We start from the raw sequence: 19,790 nt of genomic DNA on the forward strand, positions 1-19,790 counted from the left end.
CCGACGACATGCCAGAGCAGCAGCCCCTGTCCACCGAGTCCACCGCCTTCCGCGCCGCCCTTGACGTGATCCGTGCCGTGGAGCCGCGGGTCGCCGACGCCATTGGCCAGGAGGTCCACGACCAGCGCGAGATGCTGAAGCTGATCGCCTCCGAGAACTACGCCTCCCCGGCCACCCTTCTCACGATGGGCAACTGGTTCAGCGACAAGTACGCCGAGGGCACCGTCGGCCGCCGCTTCTACGCCGGCTGCCGCAACGTCGACACCGTCGAGTCGCTTGCCGCCGAGCACGCCAAGGAGCTCTTCGGCGCCCGCCACGCCTACGTCCAGCCGCACTCCGGCATCGACGCCAACCTGGTCGCCTTCTGGTCGGTCCTCGCCCAGCGCGTGGAGACCCCCGCCCTGGAGAAGGCCGGTGTCCGCCAGGTCAACGACCTCTCCGAAGCCGACTGGGCCGAGCTCCGCCAGGCCTTCGGCAACCAGCGCATGCTCGGCATGTCCCTGGACGCGGGCGGCCACCTCACCCACGGCTTCCGCCCGAACATCTCCGGCAAGATGTTCGACCAGCGCTCCTACGGCACCGACCCCGGCACCGGCCTCATCGACTACGAGGCCCTGCGCGTCTCCGCCCGCGAGTTCAAGCCGCTGATCATCGTCGCCGGCTACTCCGCCTACCCCCGCCTCGTGAACTTCCGGATCATGCGCGAGATCGCCGACGAGGTCGGCGCCACGCTCATGGTGGACATGGCGCACTTCGCCGGTCTCGTCGCCGGCAAGGTCCTCACCGGTGACTTCGACCCGGTCCCGCACGCCCAGATCGTCACCACCACCACGCACAAGTCGCTGCGCGGCCCGCGCGGGGGCATGGTCCTGTGCGACGACTCCCTCAAGGACCAGGTCGACCGCGGCTGCCCGATGGTCCTCGGCGGCCCGCTCCCGCACGTCATGGCCGCCAAGGCCGTCGCCCTCGCCGAGGCCCGGCAGCCCTCGTTCCAGGACTACGCCCAGCGCATCGTCGACAACTCGCGTGCCCTCGCGGACGGTCTCATGCGCCGGGGCGCGACCCTGGTGACCGGCGGCACCGACAACCACCTCAACCTGATCGACGTCGCCACCTCCTACGGCCTCACCGGCCGCCAGGCCGAGGCGGCCCTGCTCGACTCGGGCATCGTCACCAACCGCAACGCCATCCCGGCCGACCCCAACGGCGCCTGGTACACCTCCGGCATCCGCATCGGCACCCCCGCTCTCACCACCCGCGGCCTGGGCACCGCCGAGATGGACGAGGTGGCCGGCCTGATCGACCGTGTCCTCACCACGGCCGAGCCGGGCACCACCAAGTCCGGCGCGACTTCAAAGGCCCAGCACATCCTGGACCCGAAGATCGCGGACGAGATCTCCCACCGTGCCACCGACCTCGTGGCCGGCTTCCCGCTGTACCCCGAGATCGACCTGGGCTGACACACGGCCCCTCCGGAGTGGCAAACGCCCTGGCGAACGCTTTGGCAAACGCTTTGGCAAACGCCCTCTTGAGTTGTCAAGGACCGGGGGCTCCAAGGTCCGAGACCGTCGCGGCACAACCGACGACGGTCAAAGATCGATGAGTTCCTGTCGTGGCTCCTCGCGCGGCGGTCCGGCTCCCGGCCGGGCCGCCGCGCGGCGTATCAGCGAGGTGCCGCCGGCGCCGACCACGAGCCCCACGGCCAGCCCCGGCACCGCCCACCAGAAACCGCCCCTGCGGGCCCCGGACCGGGCGGCCGCGGCGCCGGTGGTCCGGGCCGCTGTCGCGCTGCCGCCGAGCCCGGCGAGCACCTTCTCCCGGTCCAGATCCACGAGGATCGAGCGCGGCGCCCGGTGCCAGCGGATGTCGTCGTCCTCGATGTCCGGCGCCGGATCGCTGCGTATCCAGGGCGTGCCGTCCGCCGCCAGCAACAGCTGGTCCTGCCGCTCGACCGCCACGTCACCGCCCGGCGCGCGGTCCGTCTGCGGATAGCCGCCGACCCCCGTCAGGCCCCAGACCACGGTGAAGTCCACCGGCGGACAGCGGCCCTCCGTCCAGGCCTCCGGCACCCGCTCCGTCCCCGTGTAGTCCGGCCTCAGCAGCTGCCGGAGGTGGGCGAAGGCGGGCTGCCCCGCTTTCAGCACCGTCGTCCGACCCGTGCCGCCCGCGATGATCACCGCCAGATCCGGAAAGTCCCGCATCTGTGCCTGTGCCTGTGCTCCCACCGGTGCCGGCACCCCCACCCGCGCCTGGGTCTGTCTCTCCATCCGCGCGGCGGTGTGTGTCCGGCCGTCGGCTCGGGCCCCGTGCTGTGCAACCGCCGCCGCACCGCTCGGCATCCCGCTCAGGACCAGCGCTGCCGCCGTCGGCAGAAGTGCCGCAAGCCTCGCCGCCATCGACATGCGTCGGCCTGCCCTCCGTTCACGCGCTCCGCGCCTGCATCCACGCATGCCGTCCCCCAACCACTCGCTCCCGTCCGGCCCTCCCCGAGCCGCGTGTCACCTCTGGTACACCGCCCGACCCGCCGGGGTTCCCACAACCTGCGAACTATTCCGAGGAATCCGAGGAGTCCCAGGAGCCCGAGGAATCCGAGGACTTGAGGGCCTTGGAGGACCCCGAAGACTTCTGGGCCGACTTGCCGAGCGACTCCGCGACGTCCACGGCCCGGCCCTTCGACGCCACGCCCTCCAGCCTGAGCGTCAGATCCCCGCCCCCGGGCCCGTCGCCGCCCCCGCCCCTGGCCCCGGCCCCGGCCTCATGGGTCCACAGCAGCGTCGGCCCGGCGGTCCGCTCCTTCCGGGCGAAGCGGTGCCCGTCCTCGTCCACGAGCCAGAAGCTCAGCAGGTGGGGGCGAGGGAACCACAGGGCGTAGTCCTGCACGCCGTCCGCGGAAGGCTCCCCGCTCAGCGCGAGCCACTCCGGCTGCTCCCGCAGCGTCTTGGTGAAGCCGAGGTCCAGCGAGGCCGGGAACTCGTCCAGCCGGACCGTGCGCCCGCCCTCCCGCCAGCACAGGCTCACCAGGAACCGCCCCTGCGGCTCGTCGCTGACCGTCACCGTGTCCGGCACACCGAGCGCGTCCGGGACCAGAGGCTCGAAGCCGACGCGGCGCTCGGCCTGCCCGAGTGACAGGGACCGGCCGCAGCCGGGCACCTCGGCGCCGGGTGACGGCACCGCCGACGGGTCGTACCGCACCTCGACGCCACCGAAGTCGAACCAGTCCAGGACCGCGGCCCGCACCGAGGGTGTGAGCGCGAGCACTGTCAGCAGTCCGCAGAGGGTCGCGGTCAGCGAGCGCCACCGCAGCCGCGCCCAGCGCCGGACCGTACGCAACCGCTCACGGGCACCCCGGGCCTCGGCCACCGGAGCCGGCATGTGCTCGGCCAGTATCTGTCCCAGCACCCGCTCGACCATCGTCTCGGAGCCGAGGACGGCGTCGGCCCCGTCGTCGTCGCCCGCCCCGGTCGGATCCAGCGACCTGCCCAGCGCGCGCAGTTCGTCGGGCAGCCGGGAAGCACCACCTCCGTGCTGCCGCCCGCGCGGCCACCGGCCACCGGCGGCCTCCGGACCACGGCCGCCCCCGTCGTCGTAGCCACTCCGTCCCTCACTCACGCTCGTCACCCCCTTCCCGAGGCTCGAAATCCGGCAGGAGCCGGCCCAGTTTGCGCAGGGCGCGGTTGAGGCGGGACTTGACCGTCCCGCGAGGCCAGCCCAGGGTCTGGGCCGTCTCGGACTCGTCCATCTCCAGGAGATAGCGGTAGGTGACGACCAGGCGGTGCTCCTCGCTCAGCTGCTCCAGGGCGGACAGCAGGGCTGTACGGCGCTCCGTCCGAAGCGTCGCCACCGCCGGGTCCGCCGATTCCGGTATCAGCGGCTCCGCCTCCGCCAACGCCGCTTCCCGGCCGGCGAGCGTCCGCTGTCGGGCCGCCGTCCGGACTGTGTTCCTGGTCTCATTGGCGACGATCGACAGCAGCCACGGCCTGAACGCCGCGCCGTCCCGGAACCCGCCCAGCGCGCAGTAAGCCTTCACGAAGGCCTGCTGCACCACGTCCTCCGCGTCCGCACCCGCCCCGAGTGCCGCGGCCGCCCTGAGTGCGATGCCCGTATGGGCCCGCACCAGCTCCGCGTACGCCTCCGGCTCTCCGGCGCGTACGCGTGCGATCACCGCGGCCTCATCGACGATGCGGCCCCCCTCCCGCGTCCTCACACCCTTGTTACACCGCAGAAGACGGATCGGTTCCCACCTGTTTCCGACCAGTTCCGGATCGGCTCGATGGACCTGAGAGAATGGTGAACATGGCCTCTGACAGTCCTCGTGTGCTCTCCGGAATCCAGCCCACCGCAGGCTCGTTCCACCTCGGCAACTACCTCGGCGCCGTCCGCCAGTGGGTGGCCCTGCAGGAGACCCACGACGCGTTCTACATGGTCGTCGACCTGCACGCGATCACGCTTCCGCAGGACCCCGCCGACCTGCGTGCCAACACCAGGCTCGCCGCCGCCCAGCTCCTCGCGGCCGGTCTCGATCCCGACCGCTGCACGCTCTTCGTCCAGAGCCATGTCCCCGAGCACGCCCAGCTGGCCTGGGTCATGAACTGCATCACCGGCTTCGGCGAGGCCTCCCGCATGACCCAGTTCAAGGACAAGGCCGCCAGGCAGGGCGCCGACCGTGCGTCCGTTGGCCTGTTCACGTACCCGATCCTCCAGGTCGCCGACATCCTGCTCTACCAGGCGCACGAGGTCCCGGTCGGTGAGGACCAGCGCCAGCACGTCGAGCTCACCCGCGACCTCGCGGAGCGCTTCAACGGCCGCTTCGGCCAGACCTTCACGATCCCGAAGCCGTACATCCTCAAGGAGACGGCGAAGATCTACGACCTGCAGGACCCGTCGATCAAGATGAGCAAGTCGGCCTCCACGCCGAAGGGCCTCATCAACCTCCTCGACGACCCCAAGGCCACCGCGAAGAAGGTCAAGAGCGCGGTCACCGACACCGACACCGTCATCCGCTACGACGCCGAGAACAAGCCCGGCGTCAGCAACCTGCTCACCATCTACTCGACCCTCACGGGCAAGTCGGTCGCCGAGCTGGAGCGGGACTACGAGGGCAAGATGTACGGCGCGCTCAAGACGGACCTCGCCGATGTGATGGTCGAGTTCGTGACGCCCTTCAAGGAGCGCACCCAGCAGTACCTGGACGACGCGGAGACGCTCGACTCGATCCTGGCCAAGGGCGCGGAGAAGGCGCGCGCCGTCGCCGCGGAGACCCTTTCCCAGGCGTACGACCGGGTGGGCTTCCTGCCCGCGAAGCACTGACGCGCACCACCGCACACGCGTACCACTCGGCAGAGCGCTGCACATCACTCCGGTTGCGCCTGCCCACGACACAGCCGTGGCCTTACAGTCGATAGCCGACGGCTGAGAACAAATCCGTCACGACGACAGGAGACGACGTGGGGACCGTAACGATCGGCGTGTCGATCGCGGTCCCGGAGCCTTACGGCAGCCTGCTCCAACAGCTGCGCGCGGGTTTCGGCGACGCCGCGGCTCACGGCATCCCCACGCACGTCACCCTGCTGCCGCCGACGGAGGTCGACGGCGGTGACCTGTCGGCCGTCGAGGCACACCTGACCGAGGTCGCGGCGGCCGGCCGGCCCTTCCCGATGCGGCTGTCCGGCACCGGCACCTTCCGGCCCCTGTCGCCCGTCGTCTTCGTGCGGGTCGCCGATGGCGCCGAGGCCTGCACCTGGCTGCAGCAGCAGGTCCGCGACGCGTCCGGTCCCGTGCCGCGCGAGCTGCAGTTCCCGTACCACCCGCACGTCACGGTCGCGCACGGCATCGACGAAGAGGCCATGGACCGCGCCTTCGAGGAACTCGCCGACTACGAGGCCGACTGGTCGTGCACCGGCTTCGCGCTCTACGAGCAGGGTCCCGACGGCGTGTGGCGCAAGCTGCGCGAGTACGCCTTCGGGGGCTCGGTGGTGCCGCCGCAGGCGGGGCACGTGGAGCGCGGGTCCCTGCCGACCCGCTGATCGGCTACAGGGCCAGCCGCCGGAACACGTTCCGCGGCACATGCCGCAGCGCCGACATCACCACCCGGAGCACGCCCGGCACCCACACCGTCTCCGAGCGCCGCCGCAGCCCGAGTTCGACGGCCGTCGCGACCGCCTCCGGTGTCGTCGCGAACGGTGCCCGCGGAAGGCCTGCGGTCATCTTCGACCGGACGAACCCGGGGCGTACGACCATGACGTGCGCGCCCGTGCCGTGCAGCGCGTCGCCCAGCCCCTGTGCGAATGCGTCCAGGCCGGCCTTGCTGGAGCCGTAGATGAAGTCGCTGCGGCGGGCCCGCTCGCCGGCGACGGAGGAGAGCACCACCAGCGAGCCGTGCCCCTGCGTCTGCAGCGCGCGTGCGCTCACCAGCGCCGCCGACACCGCACCCGTGTAGTTGGTCTGCGCGACGCGCACGGCGGCGGCCGGTTCGCGCTCGTCGCGCGCCTGGTCGCCGAGGACCCCGAAGGCGAGCAGCACCATGTCCACGTCGCCCTCCGTGAAGACCTTGCCGAGGGCGGACTCGTGGGCGTCGGGGTCGAGCGCGTCGAAGGCGACGGTGTGCACGTCGGCACCATGACCGCGCAACTGCTCGGCGGCCTGCTCCAGGGCGGCCGAGGGGCGTCCCGCGAGCCACACCGTGCGCGTGCGGCGCGCGATCAGCCGGCGTGCGGTGGCGAGCGCGATCTCGGACGTACCGCCGAGGACGAGGAGGGACTGGGGGAGACCGAGTGCGTCCTTCACGACAGCAGCTCCTAGGTGTCTGGCTAGAGGGCGAGACGGCGGGACGGCGGGACGGCGGGACTGGTCAGGCAGGCCCTGGGTCCGTCACGGTGACGGGCACGGTGTCGGCAGACATGCTTGCGACCGTATCGCCCATGTATCGCCAATTTGTTTCTATTCGCCCTTGCGTGGACGACTGGCAGGGAACGTGACCCGTCTCCCCGAAATTGGTGATTAACGGGATGTCGGCCCATATCCCGGCGCCTGTCGGACGCATTGGGGGTACTCACACATTGGTCTTCCGTACCGAGGGCAGAGTCGGATCATGGACTGGCTGAAGAAGCTCCCCGTCGTCGGGCCGCTGGTGGCGCGCCTGACGCTCACGCACGCGTGGCGGTCGTACGAGCGTCTGGACCGGGTGAAGTGGGCGAGGCTCGCCGCGGCGATGACGTTCACCAGCTTCGTCGCGCTGTTCCCGCTGCTCACCGTGGCCGCCGCGATCGCCGCCGCCACGCTCAGCAAGCAGCAGCAGAACGACCTGCAGGACAAGATCGCCGAACAGGTTCCCGGCATCTCCGACCAGCTCGACATCCACAACCTGGTCGACAACGCCGGCACCATCGGCCTCATCGCGGGCGCCGTGCTGCTGCTCACCGGCATCGGCTGGGCGGGCTCCACGCGCGACTGTCTGCGCGCGGTGTGGGAACTGCCCGACGAGGAGGAGAACCCCATCCTGCGCAAGGGCAAGGACCTCGGGATCCTCGTGGGTATGGGCGGCGCCGTACTGGTCACGCTCGCCACCTCCACCGTCGCCTCCGCGATGGTCGGCTGGATCACCAGGCAGATCGGCCTCGAGAAGGGCGGCTGGGGCGGGATCCTGCTGTACGTCGCCGCCTTCGCCGTCGCCGTGCTGGCCGACTTCCTGCTGCTCCTGTACGTCCTCACGCTGCTGCCCGGCGTCGAACCGTCGCGCCACCGGCTGATGGTCGCCGCGCTGATCGGCGCGGTCGGCTTCGAACTGCTGAAGGCGCTGCTGAGCGGCTATATGCAGGGAGTGGCCGCGAAGAGCATGTACGGCGCGTTCGGTGTGCCCGTGGCGCTGCTGCTGTGGATCAACTTCACGGCGAAACTCGTCCTGTTCTGCGCCGCGTGGACGGCGACGCAGAGCAAGGAGCAGGAGGTACTCACGGACGAGTCCTGCGACGTACCAGATCCGGCAGCGGCCAGCGGCGGTTGACCAGGAACGCGGCCGCCGCGAGCAGCACCAGCGCCCCACCGCTTATGGCGAGGGCGACCCCCATGCCGCCGGAGCGGCCCGGAGCCGAGTCGCTCGCCACCGGCTTGCCGGACGTGGTGCCGGCCCCGCCCGCCTGGCCCGCCGTCGCGTTCGCCCCCGGCTGGGCGCTCGCCTCCGCGCTCTTCGGCGCCACCAGCGCGCCCACCGGCGTCGCCTTCCCGGCCGCCTTGAAGCCCCAGTCGAAGAGCTTGGCGGCCTCCCTGTAGACCTCGTTGTGCTCGTTCTTCTCGGGGTGCATGACGGTGACGAGCAGCACCCTGCCGCCCCGCTCGGCGACACCGGTGAAGGTCGCGCCCGCGTTCGTCGTGTTGCCGTTCTTGACGCCCGCGATGCCCGGGTAGACGTCGACGTCCGAGTCGCCCGTCAGCAGCCGGTTGGTGTTCTGGATCTCGAAGGAGTCGCGGACCGACTTGCCCTTCTTGCCCTTCTTCGTCTCGCCGGGGAAGGCGGTCCGGACCGTCGAGCAGTAGTCGCGGAAGTCCTTCTTCTGCAGTCCGGAGCGGGCGAACAGCGTCAGGTCGTAGGCGGACGACACCTGCTTGGGGGCGTCGTAGCCGTCGGGCGTGACCACGTTCGTGTCGAGGGCCTGGAGCTCCTCGGCGTGCTCGTTCATCTCCTTGACGGTGTTGTCGACGCCGTCGTTCATCGCCGACAGGACGTGCACCGCGTCGTTGCCGGAGCGCAGGAAGACGCCGAGCCACAGGTCGCGCACGGAGTACGTCTCGCCCTCCTTCATCCCGACCATGCTGGAGCCGGCCCCCATGCCCGCCAGGTCGGTGGGCACGACCTTGTGCTTCTGGGTCTTCGGGAACTTCGGCAGCACCGTGTCCGCGAACAGCATCTTCATCGTGCTCGCCGGGGGCAGCCGCCAGTGCGCGTTGTGCGCGGCGAACACCTCGCCCGACTCGGCGTCCGCGACGACCCAGGAGCGTGCGGTGATGTCCTTGGGGAGCACCGGTGCGCCCCTGCCGAGGTCCGCCTGGGTCCCCGGCTGCCCGAGACGGGTGCCGCCCACGCTCGACATGTTCGCCGGGGGAGTGGCCGACGGACTCGTGGAGGGACTGGGGGCCGCGAGGGCGACGGGCGCGGTCAGCGCGAGCGAGGACAGGGCGGCGGAGGTGACCAGCAGGGATCGCCTGACGGTCTTCTTGGGTGCGGGCACGGACGAGAACGTACATGCCACACGGCGTGAAGTCCCGCCTCCCACCCCACCCCGGCCACGGAACGGAACGGGCGGCGGCGATACTGAACGCATGAAGCTCAGTCGCCCCGTCTCCTGGTTCCTGCTCGCCTTCGGGGTGTGGAGCTGGGTCATCTGGGTCACTTTCGTAAAGAACCTGGTCAAGGACGGCAGCGGCCTCGCCTTCGACGACGGCCACCCGACGGCCTACTTCTGGGTGCACCTGACGCTCGCTGTCGTCTCCTTCGTATTGGGGACGGTCATCGGGGGCATCGGGTTGCGCGGACTGCGCGCTTTGCGCCAGGCGCCATAACCGACAAAGCTGGACAGAACGACGGAACCCGCACGGGGGGCACAGCACGGTGGTCATCGTCTTCGGAGTGCTGGCCCTGGGCGTTCTCGTCGCGGGCAACTGGTACCTGTGGCGCCGTCTGTTCCGCGACACGACCCGGGGTCCCGGCCTCGCCCGTCGAGCGGGTGCGGCGGTGATCGCGGGCGGCTGGCTGCTCGCGCTCGGAGCCATCGTCACCGAGCGCGCCGGCGCGCCCTTCTGGCTCCAGCAGGTCCTGGCCTGGCCGGGCTTCCTGTGGCTCGCGCTGTCGGTCTACCTGCTGCTGGGCGTGGTGGCGGGTGAGGTCGTACGGCCGGTGCTGCGCCGCCTGCTGGAGCGGCGGGCGCGTGCCGCGGCGGCCGCCGTGCCGCAGACGCAGCCGGTGCCCGCAGGATCCGTCCCCCCGAAGGTGCCGGAGTCGGCGCGGACGGCCGAGTCCGGGCCGGAGTCCGCGCGGACGGCCGGGACCGGGCGGGAGCCGGCCCCGGAGCCGTCGCGCCGCCTCTTCGTCTCCCGGGTCGTCGCCGGAGCCGCCGCCGCTGCCGCCGCGGGGACGGTCGGCTACGGCACGTACGGCGTCCTGCGCGGTCCGAGCGTGAAGCGCGTCACCGTGCCGCTGGCCAAACTCCCGCGCGCGGCGCACGGTTACCGCATCGCGGTGGTCAGTGACATCCACCTGGGCCCGATCCTCGGCCGGGGATTCGCGCAGAAGGTCGTCGACACGATCAACTCCACCCGGCCGGACATCGTCGCGGTCGTCGGCGACCTGGTGGACGGCAGCGTGAAGGACCTGGGCCCGGCGGCGGCACCACTGTCGCAGTTGAAGGCGCCCTCCTACTTCGTCACCGGCAACCACGAGTACTTCTCCGGCGCCGAGCAGTGGGTCGAGGAGGTACGGCGGCTCGGGCTGCACCCGCTGGAGAACGCCCGTACCGAGCTGCCCTGGTTCGACCTCGCCGGTGTCAACGACATCGCGGGCGAGAGCGAGGGCCAGGGCCCCGACTTCGCCAAGGCGCTCGGCGACCGGGACACGGCACGCGCGTGCCTGCTCCTCGCCCACCAGCCCGTCCAGATCCACGACGCCGTCAGGCACGGCGTCGACCTCCAGCTCTCCGGCCACACCCACGGCGGCCAGCTCTGGCCCGGAAACTTCGTCGCGGCGGCCGCGAACCCGACCGTCGCGGGCCTGGAGCGCTACGGCGACACGCAGTTGTACGTCAGCCGCGGCGCGGGCGCCTGGGGACCGCCCACGCGCGTGGGGGCGCCGTCGGACATCACGGTGATCGAACTGGCCTCGAAGCAGGCGTGACCGTATGCGTGCCCTCGACTGAAACGGTTCGCGGCGGGCCCTGTGAGAGCCCTGTGAAATCTACTGGAAACCCCTTGCGGTAACTTCTGTCTCAACTCAACAAATCCCTCTTCCCTCAGCTGAAACTCCTGTGATTAGGTGAGCCGCGCCACTAGGGGAGTGGCATATGGGGGCGGGGCCCATCGGGCCCGGGGAGGGCAACCGATGCGTTCGGTTCGCACGCGGATTCTCGCGACGCTGCTCGTGCTGGCGGGCGTGGGAGTGGGCGGCTGGCAACTGCTGCCGTCGCAGGAGGACACCGGAAAGACCATCCGGGTCGGCACGACGGACGAGGTCACGGCACTCGATCCGGCCGGCGCCTATGACGCGGGCTCCTGGGCGTTGTTCAGCAACGTGTTCCAGTCACTGCTGACCTTCGAGCCGGGCGGCGCCTCGCCGGTGCTCGACGCGGCCCGGAGCTGCGGCTTCAGGGGCAGCCAACTGACCACGTACACCTGCAGGTTGAGGTCGGGGCTCACCTTCCCCGGCGGTCGCACCATGACCGCCGAGGACGTCAAGTACTCCTTCGACCGGGTCAAGGCGATCAAGTCGGACGTCGGCCCGTCCTCCCTGTTCAGCACGCTCCGCTCGGTGAGCGCCCACGGCCTGACCGTCACCTTCCACCTGTCTTCGCCCGACGCCACCTTCCCGTTCAAGGTGGCCACCGGGGCCGGCTCGATCGTCGACAGCACCAAGTACCCGAAGGACGGCCTGCGCGCCGACGGCGTGGACGGCACCGGACCGTACGAGCTGACGGCGTACACGAAGGGCAAGAAGGCCGTTCTCGCGCCGAACGAGCGCTACAAGGGCGCCCTCAAGGACACCGGCCGGCCCGTCGACCTGCTCTACTACGTCGACTCGGACGCCCTCGACAAGGCCTGGGACGCGAAGCGGATCGACGTCGCCACCCGTCAGCTGCCGCCCAAGGTCCTGTCCGGGCTCTCGGCGAGCGACCCCGGCCGGCGTCTGTCCGAGTCCGACAGTTCCGAGACCCGGAACCTCTACCTCAACACCCGCGCGAGCTCGCCCCTGCACGACGTCAGGGTCCGGCAGGCCATGGCCTGGCTGGTCAACCGCGAGCAACTGGCCGCCACGGTGTACGAGGGGACCGTCGCCCCGCTGTACTCGCTGATCCCGACGGGCATCACCGGCCATACCACGTCGTTCTTCGACGCCTATCCCAGGCAGGACGTGCAGAGGGCGAAGGCCCTGCTCACCGAGGCCGGTGTGACGGCGCCCCTCCGCTTCACCTACGGCTACGCCAGGAACCGCGGTTCCTCCGAGGAGGAGGCCACGGCGCTCAAGAAGCAGCTGGAGGCCGGCGGGCTGTTCAAGGTGACCCTCAAGGGCTACGAGTGGACCGACTTCCAGGAGCGCTGGGCCTCCGGAAAGCTGGACGCGTACGCCGTCGGCTGGGTCGCCGACTACCCGGACGCGGACACCTTCGGTGCCCCGCTCGTCGGCACCGGCTCCACCATGAAAACCGGTTACAGCGACAAGGGCGTCGACCGGCTGATCCAGCAGAGCCGGCAGTACGCCGACCGTCAGGACGCCGCCTCGGACTTCAGCACGCTGCAGCGCGACGCGGCGCGCGATGTGCCGGTCATCCCGCTGTGGCAGGGCAAGGAGTACGTCCTCAGCAACGAGGACGTCGGTGGCGGCCAGTACCTCGACGACGGCACCGGCGTGTTCCGGCTCTGGGGCCTCACCTGGATCTGACGCGAACTCGCGGCACCGACATCCGCCCGAGTACGCCGAAGGCTCACTCCACGCAGGGCGATGTGACGGAGGTGTGGTGGGGTGAGGGGTAGACGTGTTGAGGCGGAACTCCTTCCGGCTGCCCCTGCATCCGGCTTCCGTCGGTCTGGCCCGGTGCCGGGTCCGGACCATCTGGCGGACTGGGGACCTCAGCCGGACGATCCCGCGCCGGCGGACGCGGTGCTGCCGGTGCCCGAGCCGGTGACCCACGTCGTACGCCACGGGCCGCTGCTGGAGCGGGAGTTCGAGGTGGCCGTGACCGCGCTCGCGGACGGCTCCTGTCTCACAGAGGTGTCGGACGAGGGCCGGACGGAGCCGCGGCTGCGGCGGGTCCGCTAGGGGGAGGAGACCGGCCGCGGGCTGCATCTGGTGGAGCACGTCGCGGCGGCCTGGGGAGTATGGGGCAGAGGAAGCCACGGCAAGGCGCTGTGGGCGCTCGTCATCGCCAACACCTGAGATGGGCAAGGGAAGTCACGGGGAGAGCGCCGACCCTGCGGCGGGCCGCGCCGGCAGCGTGACCGTCACCGCCAGACCGTCGCCCGGCGAGGTGCGCACCGCCACCTCCCCGCCGTGCGCCTGCACCACACCCTGCACGATCGCCAGCCCCAGCCCGCTGCCCGCGCCCCCGCCGGCCCGGAAGAAGCGGTCGAAGATCCGCGCCGCGTCCTCGCCGCCGAGCCCCGGGCCCTCGTCCGCGACGCACACCCGAACGACCCCGTTCTCCCGCTCCACGTCCAGCCGCACCGGCGTGTGGGCGGGCGTGTGCGTCCGGACGTTGACCACCAGGTTGCCCAGCACCTGCCTGAGCCCGGACTCGTCGGCGTACACCAGCAGGGCGCCGTCGGCGCCCACCGTGATGGGCCGCTCCGGTTGCTGCGCCCGCAGGTCCTCGGCCGCGTCCCGTACCAGACGGCTCAGGTCGACGTTCCTGAAGCGCAGTTCGGGCTGCTGGTCGAGCCGGGCCAGGGTGAGCAGCTCGTCCACCAGCCGCCCCATCCGGTCCGTCTCCGCCAGTACCCGCTCCCAGGCGCGCTTGCGCTCGTCGGGATCACTGAGCATGCCCCTGTCGTACAGCTGGAGATAACCGCGTATCGCCGACAGCGGGGTGCGCAGCTCGTGCGAGGCGTCGGCGACGAAGCGGCGCAGCTGGGCCGCGCTGTGCTCGCGTGTGCGGTACGCCGACTCGACCTGGTGGAGCATGGAGTTGAGAGCGAGGCGCAGCTGCTCCACCTCCTGCGTCGGATGGGTGCTGGAGGGGATGCGCTGGGTCAGGTCGCCCTCGGCGATCGCCGACGACGTCTCCACCATGTCCTCCAGCGGCAGCATCCGGCGCCGCACACTGAACAGCGTCAGACAGGCCAGCAGCGCCAGCAGCAGCCCGCCGACGGCGAAATCGAGCCGCAGGGCCTTGCTCATGCCCGCGTGCAGGGCTTCGGTCGAGGCGGCCATGAGGACGTACTTGCCGTCGGACAGACGGACCGCGGTGACCCGGTACGAGTCGCCGTGCACCGTCACGTCGTGCGGATCGGAGTCCCGGGCGAGCGCCTTGGCGTCGTGGACCGCGTGGGCCAGGCCGAGCTGCGCCTCGGTGGGCCTGACACCCAAAAGACCGACGGCAGCTCCGTGGCGGTCGACGGCGGTGTAGATCGAGCCCGGTGACGACCGCTCCTTGTTCGTGCCGTCCGGGACCAGCCGGTCGTGGACGAATCCCAGGGCGCCCAGCGAGTCGATCTGCCGGATCGTGAGCTGCGACTGACCCAGCGAGTCGCGCATCCGGGTCAGCTGGGTGTCGACCTGGCCGAGCAGGTAGTACCGCATGCCCATGAGGCTGACGGCGGTGGTCGCCGCGATGCCGAGGGCGAGCAGGGCGACGTTCGCCAGGGTCAGCTTGGCGCGCAGGGAGTGCACGCCCCGCTTGCAGCGGATGCGTGGGGTCCTCACGCGAGCCCGTATCCCACACCGCGCCGCGTGGTGATCATCGGTGGTCCCAGGGCGTCCAGCTTGCGGCGCAGATAGCTGATGTACGTCTCGACCACGGTCGACTCGGGCGGCGTGTGCTCGTACTGCCAGACGTGGCGCAGGAGTTGATCCTTGGGCACGATCCGGCCGCCGTTGCGCACCAGGAAGCGCAGCAGGGCGTACTCGGTGGGGGTGAGTTCGACGCTGCGGCCCGCGCGGTGGACGCTGTACGTCGTCTCGTCCAGCTCCAGGTCGCCGTACCTCAGGGGTGGCCGCTGCGGCAGGACGTCGGCCGTGCGGGTGCGCCGCAGGACCGCGGTGACGCGGGCGACGACCTCGTCGATGTTGAACGGCTTGGTGATGTAGTCGTCGCCGAAGCCGAGCGCGCCGACCACCTCCGCGGGCGAGTCCCGGGCGGTGAGGAACACCAGCGCCAGGTCGGGCCGCTTCGCGCGCAGTTCGCGGCCCAGGGCCCGCCCGTCCCCGTCCGGGAGCATGACGTCGAGCAGCGCCGCGTCCGGCCGGGTGCGCTCGGCGAGCGCCAGGGCCTCGCGGACGGTGCCCGCGATCATCACCTCGAACCGGTGGTAGCGCAGGGCGATGGCGAGGACGTCCGCGATGCTCGGTTCGTCCTCCACCACCAGCACGGTGCCGGGAGCCGTCGTCATGCCCCCAGTATCGGGCGGGCCACTGACAGTCGGGCCGGATCGGTCTTTGGAGTTCCTTGAGAGTCATGGGCGCCCGGTGTCCACGCCTGCGTGCCGCCGCCAATCCTGTTGCCCAGGACCTGGGGGACCAACCGACGACCGACAAAGGAGCGTTGAACGTGGCGGCATTGGCACGGTGGTGCTATCGGCACCGGCTGGTGGTCCTGTTGCTGTGGGTGGGGGCGTTGTTCGGGCTGGGCTTCTCGGCCTCTGCGGCGGGCACGAACTACGCGAACGTGTTCTCCCTCCCCGACACGGACTCCAAGAGCGCGTACGACCTGATGGAGAAGGCCTTCCCGAACACCTCGGGCGACACCGACACGGTGGTGTGGAAGGTCGACGGCGGCTCGGTGAAGGACCGGGCGGTGAAGGACCGGATCCAGCCGGCCCTGGACAGAATCGCGAAGATGCCCGGCGTCGGTGAGGTGACCAGCCCCTACGCCGGAGCCCGGGGCGCGGCCCAGATCAGCGGCGACGGCAGGATCGCGTACGCCCAGCTGACCTTCACCCAACGCGCGAACGAGGTGCCCAAGGACCTCGTCCAGAACGCCATCGACACCGCGCGGGACGCCGAACGCGGCGGACTGCAGGTCGAGCTGGGCGGGCAGGCCATCCAGCGGGTCCAGGAGCCGCCGCAGGGCCTGTCGGAGATGGTCGGCATCGTCGCGGCGGCCGTCGTGCTGTTCCTCGCCTTCGGCTCGCTCTTCGCGATGCTGCTGCCGATCGCCATCGCCGTCTTCGGCGTCGGCATGGGCCTGTTCTCCACCCAACTCATCAGCCACGCCACCGACATTCCCGACATAGCGCCGCTGCTCGCGTCCCTGATCGGCCTCGGCGTCGGCATCGACTACGCCCTGTTCATCGTCACCCGGCACCGGCGCGGCATCCAACGCGGCATGGCCCCCGAGGAGGCGGCCGTCACGGCGCTCAACACCTCGGGGCGGGCGGTGCTGTTCGCGGGCGGCACGGTGTGCATCGCACTCGCCGGCATGCTCGTGACGCGACTGCACTTCCTGGACGGCGTGGTCATCGGCACCTCGATCACGGTCGTGCTGAGCGTGCTGGCGGCCACCACCCTGCTCCCGGCCCTGCTCGGCCTCCTCGGCCCCCGCGTCCTCAGCCGCCGCCAGCGGCGCCGGCTCGCGGCCAGTGGGCCCGAGCCGGAGGGGGTGAGCGGCATGGCGGCACGCTGGTCGTCCAACGTGCAGAAGCGCCCCCGCAGGATCGCCGCCCTCGCCCTGGTCGTGATGGCCGTCCTCGCCATCCCCGTGCTGTCGCTCCGCCTCGGCGCCACCGACCAGGGCAACGACGACGCGTCGACGACCACCAGGAAGGCGTACGACCTGCTGGCCGAGGGCTTCGGGCCCGGCTTCAACGGCCCGCTCCAGGTGGTCTCCGAGAGCGGCGACACCGCCACCCTGGTCAAGGGCATCCAGTCGACACCGGGGGTCGCCCGGGTCGCCGCGCTGCCGCCTGCGAAGGGCGTGACGGTCATCCAGGTCGTGCCGAAGACGTCACCGCAGTCCAAGGAGACGGACGACCTGATCGACACTCTGCGGGACGAGGTGATCCCGAAGGCCGGTGCGCAGGCGCACGTGGGCGGCGTGACAGCCGTCTCGAAGGACTTCGCGTCGGTGACGGGCGACCGTCTGCCGCTGTTCATCGCGACGATCATCGGCCTCGGGTTCCTGCTCCTGCTGGTCGCCTTCCGCTCCCTGGTGGTCCCGCTGACGGCGGCCCTGATGAACCTGATCGCCGCGGCCGCCTCGTTCGGCGTCCTCGTCGCGGTCTTCCAGTGGGGCTGGGGCCTGGACCTGCTCGGCCTCGGCAAGGAGGGCCCGATCAACGCCTTCCTGCCCGTCATCATGCTGTCGTTGCTGTTCGGGCTGTCGATGGACTACCAGGTGTTCCTGGTGAGCCGGATGCACGAGGAGTGGGTGCACACGCGGGACAACGCGCGCGCGGTGCGCGTCGGCCTCGCGGAGACCAGCCGGGTCATCAACTCCGCGGCCCTGATCATGGTCTGCGTGTTCCTGGCGTTCGTCCTGAGCGGCGACGCGGGGGCGGCGACGGCGGGCGTGGGACTGGCCGCCGCCGTGGCCCTGGACGCGTTCATCCTCCGTACGGCTCTGGTGCCGGCCGCGATGCATCTGCTCGGGAAGTCCAACTGGTGGCTGCCGGCATGGCTGGAGAAGCGGCTGCCGCACCTGGCGGTCGAGCCGAAGGAGGACGCGGAGGCCTCGTCGCCGGACGCGGAGGGCCCTGCCTCGGTGGTCCACGGCTTCATCCGCACCGCCGAGGGTGAGCCGGTGGACGGCGCCTCGGTGACCCTCCTGACGAAGGGCGGACGTCAGCTGGACCGGGTGACGTCGCTGGCGGACGGCTCGTACATCGTGTCGGTACCCGGGCCGGGGGCCTATCTGCTGGCGACGACGGCGACCTCGTACGGCTCGCGCGCGGCCCACGTCGTGGTGGCGGACGCGCCGTTGGCGTACGACGTGGAGCTGGCGGAGGGGGAGGTGGACGCGGTCAACTAGTTCAGGCCGGCCTTGAGGAGGCGCTCGACGTCCAGCACGACCTTGCCGCCCACGGACTCGGGGAGCGTGACCAGCTCCCCGGGGATGTGGATCCCGTGTTTGGCGTAGCCGCGGGCCGTCGGTTCGGCCAGCACATGGAGGCGCTGGTGCTTGCGGTCGACGATTGCGTAGACGGGGACCCGGGCCTTGGCGTAGTAGGCGACCTTGGTCTGCAGGTCTGTCTTCCAGTTGCTGGAGGTGACCTCCATGACCAGGCGGAAGCACGTCGGGTCGTAACAGCTGTTCTCGACCAGGTGATCACGGTAGTCGTCGTCGACCACCGACAGATCCGGGATCGCGTAGTCCTCCGGACCGCTCGGCAGCCAGAGGCCGATACCGGGGAGCGCACGCACGAGGCCCAGGCCCAGGAACGGGGTTGCGAACAGCATGAGTGCTTCAGAGTGAGGGCCCTCCGGCGGTGGGCTCACGAGGATCTGGTCTCCGATGATCTCGACGCGGAGGCCCGGAACGCTCTCCATGATGTGGTTCGCCTCGGCGATCTGCGACCGTTCCTCGTGCGGCCGCTCGACAGCTGCTGCGGACATCAGGTGCCTCCCATGGGCTGGTGTCGAGAGCATCATCGTAGGCACGCGGGACAGCCGGTGTCCCGTTCGAGTCGCTTCACCCGAAAGTGGATCACCCCGCCCGCCCCTCGCCCCCCGGATCCGGCAGCACCTTCGTCATCCCCGGCAGGAAGTCCGTGAACAGCTCGTGCACCTCGCGCACCAGCGGCCGCAGCACCCGGAACCGCGCCAGCGACACACCACGAGCCGTGAGCCGCGCCCCCCGCTCGGCCAGCCGGTAGCTCCGCTCCCGCCCCTCGGTGCGGTCGAAGATCCAGTACAGCACGAGCCCCATCTGGGCGAGCCACATCAACTCGGGCAGGACATCCCGGAGTTCGTCCGGAACCTTGGTCTTCGTCGCCCCGGCCAGCACCTCGCGGTGGACGGAAATCGCCTCCACGCGCGCGTGCTCCGACTCGGGGGAGAAGGGGCTGAGCGGGCTGTCCGGATCGGCGGCGTTCTTGAAGAACTGCACCGCGAACTCGTGGTACGGCGTCGCGATGTCCAGCCACGCCCGCAGGACCCCCGCGAGCCGCGCCTCCAGGTCTCTCTCCTGGGCCAGGACCTCCCGGACCGCCGCCCGGTGCTCGGTGGCGATCCGGTCGTAGAAGCCCTGGATCAGGTGTTCCTTGCCCTCGAAGTAGTAGTACGCGTTACCGACGGAGACCCCGGCCTCCTTGGCGATGGCCCGCATCGTCGTCTTGTCGTAGCCGCGCTCCTGGAACAGCCGCATCGCCGTCTCCAGGATCAGCGCACGGGTCTGCTCGGACTTGGTCGGGTTGCCGCCCCCGTCGGGGCCGTCGTTCTTCGCAGGCACGGAAGGAGAGCCTACGGGGTGACGCAGGAGCTGCCGTCACAGCCGGGTGCGCCGTACGTCCAGCCCTGCCTCGGGTCGTAGGTCCACCCGTCCGCACCGCGGTACACCTGCGCGCCCCGATGCGCGCCCCGCCACTTCGCCGCCGCCAGCACCGCCCCTTTGGCGAGCTTCGCCCCCGCCGGTGTGCTGAGCCGGTGGGCGAGCGGCCGGTGTTCGCGCAGCGCCCACAGGGTGACGATCCAGGCGGCGGCGGAGCGGTAGACCTGCCCCGCGTCGCCGACGACGGTGATGTCGTCGAGGGTGGCGCGGTGGTCGAGCGTGGGAAAGCGGCGCCGGGCCTGCTCCGATCCGGCGGGCAGGAACTCCAACGGCACGAGCTGCGGCTGTCGTACGAGCCAGTCGCGCAGGAAGGCGCACAGCGAGCACTCGGCGTCGTACAGGAGGGTGAGCCGGCGGACCGGGACCCGGTCCGCCGCGGGGGTGCTCATGTCC

The 19,790-nt window shown here is 70.8% G+C and carries 18 protein-coding genes and 1 pseudogene; 9 read left to right on the forward strand and 10 right to left on the reverse strand.

Annotated elements, in window-relative coordinates; all coding sequences use genetic code 11:
* Nucleotides 1–8: 8 nt before the first annotated feature.
* Nucleotides 9–1,460 carry a glycine hydroxymethyltransferase gene (locus tag ACYUED_RS27825; RefSeq protein WP_491286161.1) on the forward strand — a complete coding sequence of 484 codons (1,452 nt, stop codon included), beginning with the start codon at nt 9–11 and terminating at the stop codon, nt 1,458–1,460.
* A gap of 129 nt (nt 1,461–1,589) precedes the next feature.
* Here the strand turns inward: ACYUED_RS27825 and ACYUED_RS27830 are convergent, their stop codons facing one another.
* From ACYUED_RS27830 to ACYUED_RS27840, 3 genes are all read right to left on the reverse strand, one after another.
* Nucleotides 1,590–2,267, reverse strand: coding sequence for a hypothetical protein (locus ACYUED_RS27830; protein ID WP_491286163.1), 678 nt, complete (start codon nt 2,265–2,267; stop codon nt 1,590–1,592).
* Nucleotides 2,268–2,547: 280 nt separating this feature from the next.
* A complete protein-coding gene (locus ACYUED_RS27835) occupies nt 2,548–3,609 on the reverse strand; it encodes a hypothetical protein (RefSeq protein ID WP_491286165.1) in 1,062 nt (353 codons plus the stop codon).
* The gene (locus ACYUED_RS27840) at nt 3,602–4,162 is read right to left on the reverse strand and encodes an RNA polymerase sigma factor (protein ID WP_491286167.1); all 561 of its coding nucleotides are present in this window, start codon (nt 4,160–4,162) and stop codon (nt 3,602–3,604) included. The genes ACYUED_RS27835 and ACYUED_RS27840 overlap by 8 nt, the downstream gene beginning before the upstream one ends.
* A gap of 131 nt (nt 4,163–4,293) precedes the next feature.
* On the opposite strand from ACYUED_RS27840, the gene trpS reads away from it, so the two are divergent.
* On the forward strand, nt 4,294–5,307 hold the full coding sequence (gene trpS, locus ACYUED_RS27845) for a tryptophan--tRNA ligase (protein ID WP_491286169.1): 1,014 nt from the start codon (nt 4,294–4,296) through the stop codon (nt 5,305–5,307).
* A 137-nt stretch (nt 5,308–5,444) separates the two neighbouring features.
* Entirely contained in the window at nt 5,445–6,023 is a 579-nt protein-coding gene (locus ACYUED_RS27850) for a 2'-5' RNA ligase family protein (RefSeq protein WP_491286170.1), read from the forward strand.
* A 4-nt stretch (nt 6,024–6,027) separates the two neighbouring features.
* Here ACYUED_RS27850 and dprE2 read toward each other — a convergent pair whose 3' ends face one another.
* Entirely contained in the window at nt 6,028–6,783 is a 756-nt protein-coding gene (gene dprE2, locus ACYUED_RS27855) for a decaprenylphospho-beta-D-erythro-pentofuranosid-2-ulose 2-reductase (RefSeq protein ID WP_491286172.1), read from the reverse strand.
* A gap of 304 nt (nt 6,784–7,087) precedes the next feature.
* Between dprE2 and ACYUED_RS27860 the strand changes: the two genes are divergently transcribed.
* Nucleotides 7,088–7,999: a YihY/virulence factor BrkB family protein gene (locus ACYUED_RS27860; RefSeq protein ID WP_491286174.1), complete on the forward strand. Its 912-nt coding sequence runs from the start codon at nt 7,088–7,090 to the stop codon at nt 7,997–7,999.
* Here ACYUED_RS27860 and ACYUED_RS27865 read toward each other — a convergent pair.
* Nucleotides 7,947–9,221, reverse strand: coding sequence for a D-alanyl-D-alanine carboxypeptidase family protein (locus ACYUED_RS27865; protein ID WP_491286176.1), 1,275 nt, complete (start codon nt 9,219–9,221; stop codon nt 7,947–7,949). The genes ACYUED_RS27860 and ACYUED_RS27865 overlap by 53 nt on opposite strands.
* Before the next feature lie 91 nt (nt 9,222–9,312).
* Between ACYUED_RS27865 and ACYUED_RS27870 the strand changes: the two genes are divergently transcribed.
* The 4 genes and pseudogenes from ACYUED_RS27870 to ACYUED_RS27885 all read left to right on the forward strand — a co-directional run bounded on the left by ACYUED_RS27870 (nt 9,313) and on the right by ACYUED_RS27885 (nt 13,132).
* The gene (locus tag ACYUED_RS27870) at nt 9,313–9,552 is read left to right on the forward strand and encodes an SCO4848 family membrane protein (protein WP_491286178.1); all 240 of its coding nucleotides are present in this window, start codon (nt 9,313–9,315) and stop codon (nt 9,550–9,552) included.
* A gap of 49 nt (nt 9,553–9,601) precedes the next feature.
* Nucleotides 9,602–10,879, forward strand: coding sequence for a metallophosphoesterase (locus ACYUED_RS27875; protein ID WP_491286179.1), 1,278 nt, complete (start codon nt 9,602–9,604; stop codon nt 10,877–10,879).
* Nucleotides 10,880–11,083: 204 nt separating this feature from the next.
* The gene (locus tag ACYUED_RS27880) at nt 11,084–12,637 is read left to right on the forward strand and encodes an ABC transporter substrate-binding protein (protein ID WP_491286181.1); all 1,554 of its coding nucleotides are present in this window, start codon (nt 11,084–11,086) and stop codon (nt 12,635–12,637) included.
* 94 nt (nt 12,638–12,731) lie between these two features.
* A pseudogene (locus ACYUED_RS27885) lies at nt 12,732–13,132 on the forward strand (ATP-binding protein).
* A gap of 15 nt (nt 13,133–13,147) precedes the next feature.
* Here the strand turns inward: ACYUED_RS27885 and ACYUED_RS27890 are convergent.
* Both ACYUED_RS27890 and ACYUED_RS27895 read right to left on the reverse strand, forming a co-directional pair.
* Entirely contained in the window at nt 13,148–14,617 is a 1,470-nt protein-coding gene (locus ACYUED_RS27890) for a sensor histidine kinase (protein ID WP_491286183.1), read from the reverse strand.
* Nucleotides 14,614–15,303: a response regulator transcription factor gene (locus ACYUED_RS27895; protein ID WP_491286184.1), complete on the reverse strand. Its 690-nt coding sequence runs from the start codon at nt 15,301–15,303 to the stop codon at nt 14,614–14,616. The genes ACYUED_RS27890 and ACYUED_RS27895 overlap by 4 nt, the downstream gene beginning before the upstream one ends.
* A 167-nt stretch (nt 15,304–15,470) precedes the next feature.
* Here ACYUED_RS27895 and ACYUED_RS27900 point away from each other — a divergent pair, with 167 nt between their 5' ends.
* Nucleotides 15,471–17,879, forward strand: a complete 2,409-nt coding sequence (locus ACYUED_RS27900; RefSeq protein ID WP_491294462.1) for an MMPL family transporter — start codon at nt 15,471–15,473, stop codon at nt 17,877–17,879.
* Here ACYUED_RS27900 and ACYUED_RS27905 read toward each other — a convergent pair.
* The 3 genes from ACYUED_RS27905 to ACYUED_RS27915 all read right to left on the reverse strand — a co-directional run bounded on the left by ACYUED_RS27905 (nt 17,876) and on the right by ACYUED_RS27915 (nt 19,786).
* The gene (locus ACYUED_RS27905) at nt 17,876–18,463 is read right to left on the reverse strand and encodes a Uma2 family endonuclease (protein ID WP_491286186.1); all 588 of its coding nucleotides are present in this window, start codon (nt 18,461–18,463) and stop codon (nt 17,876–17,878) included. The genes ACYUED_RS27900 and ACYUED_RS27905 overlap by 4 nt on opposite strands.
* Before the next feature lie 91 nt (nt 18,464–18,554).
* Complete coding sequence (locus tag ACYUED_RS27910; RefSeq protein ID WP_491286188.1) at nt 18,555–19,298, reverse strand: TetR/AcrR family transcriptional regulator; 744 nt, start codon at nt 19,296–19,298, stop codon at nt 18,555–18,557.
* Between the two features lie 11 nt (nt 19,299–19,309).
* Nucleotides 19,310–19,786 carry a thiol-disulfide oxidoreductase DCC family protein gene (locus ACYUED_RS27915; RefSeq protein ID WP_491286190.1) on the reverse strand — a complete coding sequence of 159 codons (477 nt, stop codon included), beginning with the start codon at nt 19,784–19,786 and terminating at the stop codon, nt 19,310–19,312.
* Between the last annotated feature and the right edge of the window lie 4 nt (nt 19,787–19,790).

The organism is Streptomyces sp. DF42, from assembly GCF_058267695.1.

Coding starts and splice junctions, on each gene's coding strand:
- ACYUED_RS27825 (WP_491286161.1), top strand. CDS start 9: ATGCCAGAGCAGCAGCCCCTGTCCACCGAGTCCACCGCCTTCCGCGCC.
- ACYUED_RS27830 (WP_491286163.1), bottom strand. CDS start 2,267: ATGGAGAGACAGACCCAGGCGCGGGTGGGGGTGCCGGCACCGGTGGGA.
- trpS (WP_491286169.1), top strand. CDS start 4,294: ATGGCCTCTGACAGTCCTCGTGTGCTCTCCGGAATCCAGCCCACCGCA.
- ACYUED_RS27860 (WP_491286174.1), top strand. CDS start 7,088: ATGGACTGGCTGAAGAAGCTCCCCGTCGTCGGGCCGCTGGTGGCGCGC.
- ACYUED_RS27870 (WP_491286178.1), top strand. CDS start 9,313: ATGAAGCTCAGTCGCCCCGTCTCCTGGTTCCTGCTCGCCTTCGGGGTG.
- ACYUED_RS27880 (WP_491286181.1), top strand. CDS start 11,084: ATGCGTTCGGTTCGCACGCGGATTCTCGCGACGCTGCTCGTGCTGGCG.
- ACYUED_RS27895 (WP_491286184.1), bottom strand. CDS start 15,303: ATGACGACGGCTCCCGGCACCGTGCTGGTGGTGGAGGACGAACCGAGC.
- ACYUED_RS27905 (WP_491286186.1), bottom strand. CDS start 18,463: ATGTCCGCAGCAGCTGTCGAGCGGCCGCACGAGGAACGGTCGCAGATC.
- ACYUED_RS27915 (WP_491286190.1), bottom strand. CDS start 19,786: ATGAGCACCCCCGCGGCGGACCGGGTCCCGGTCCGCCGGCTCACCCTC.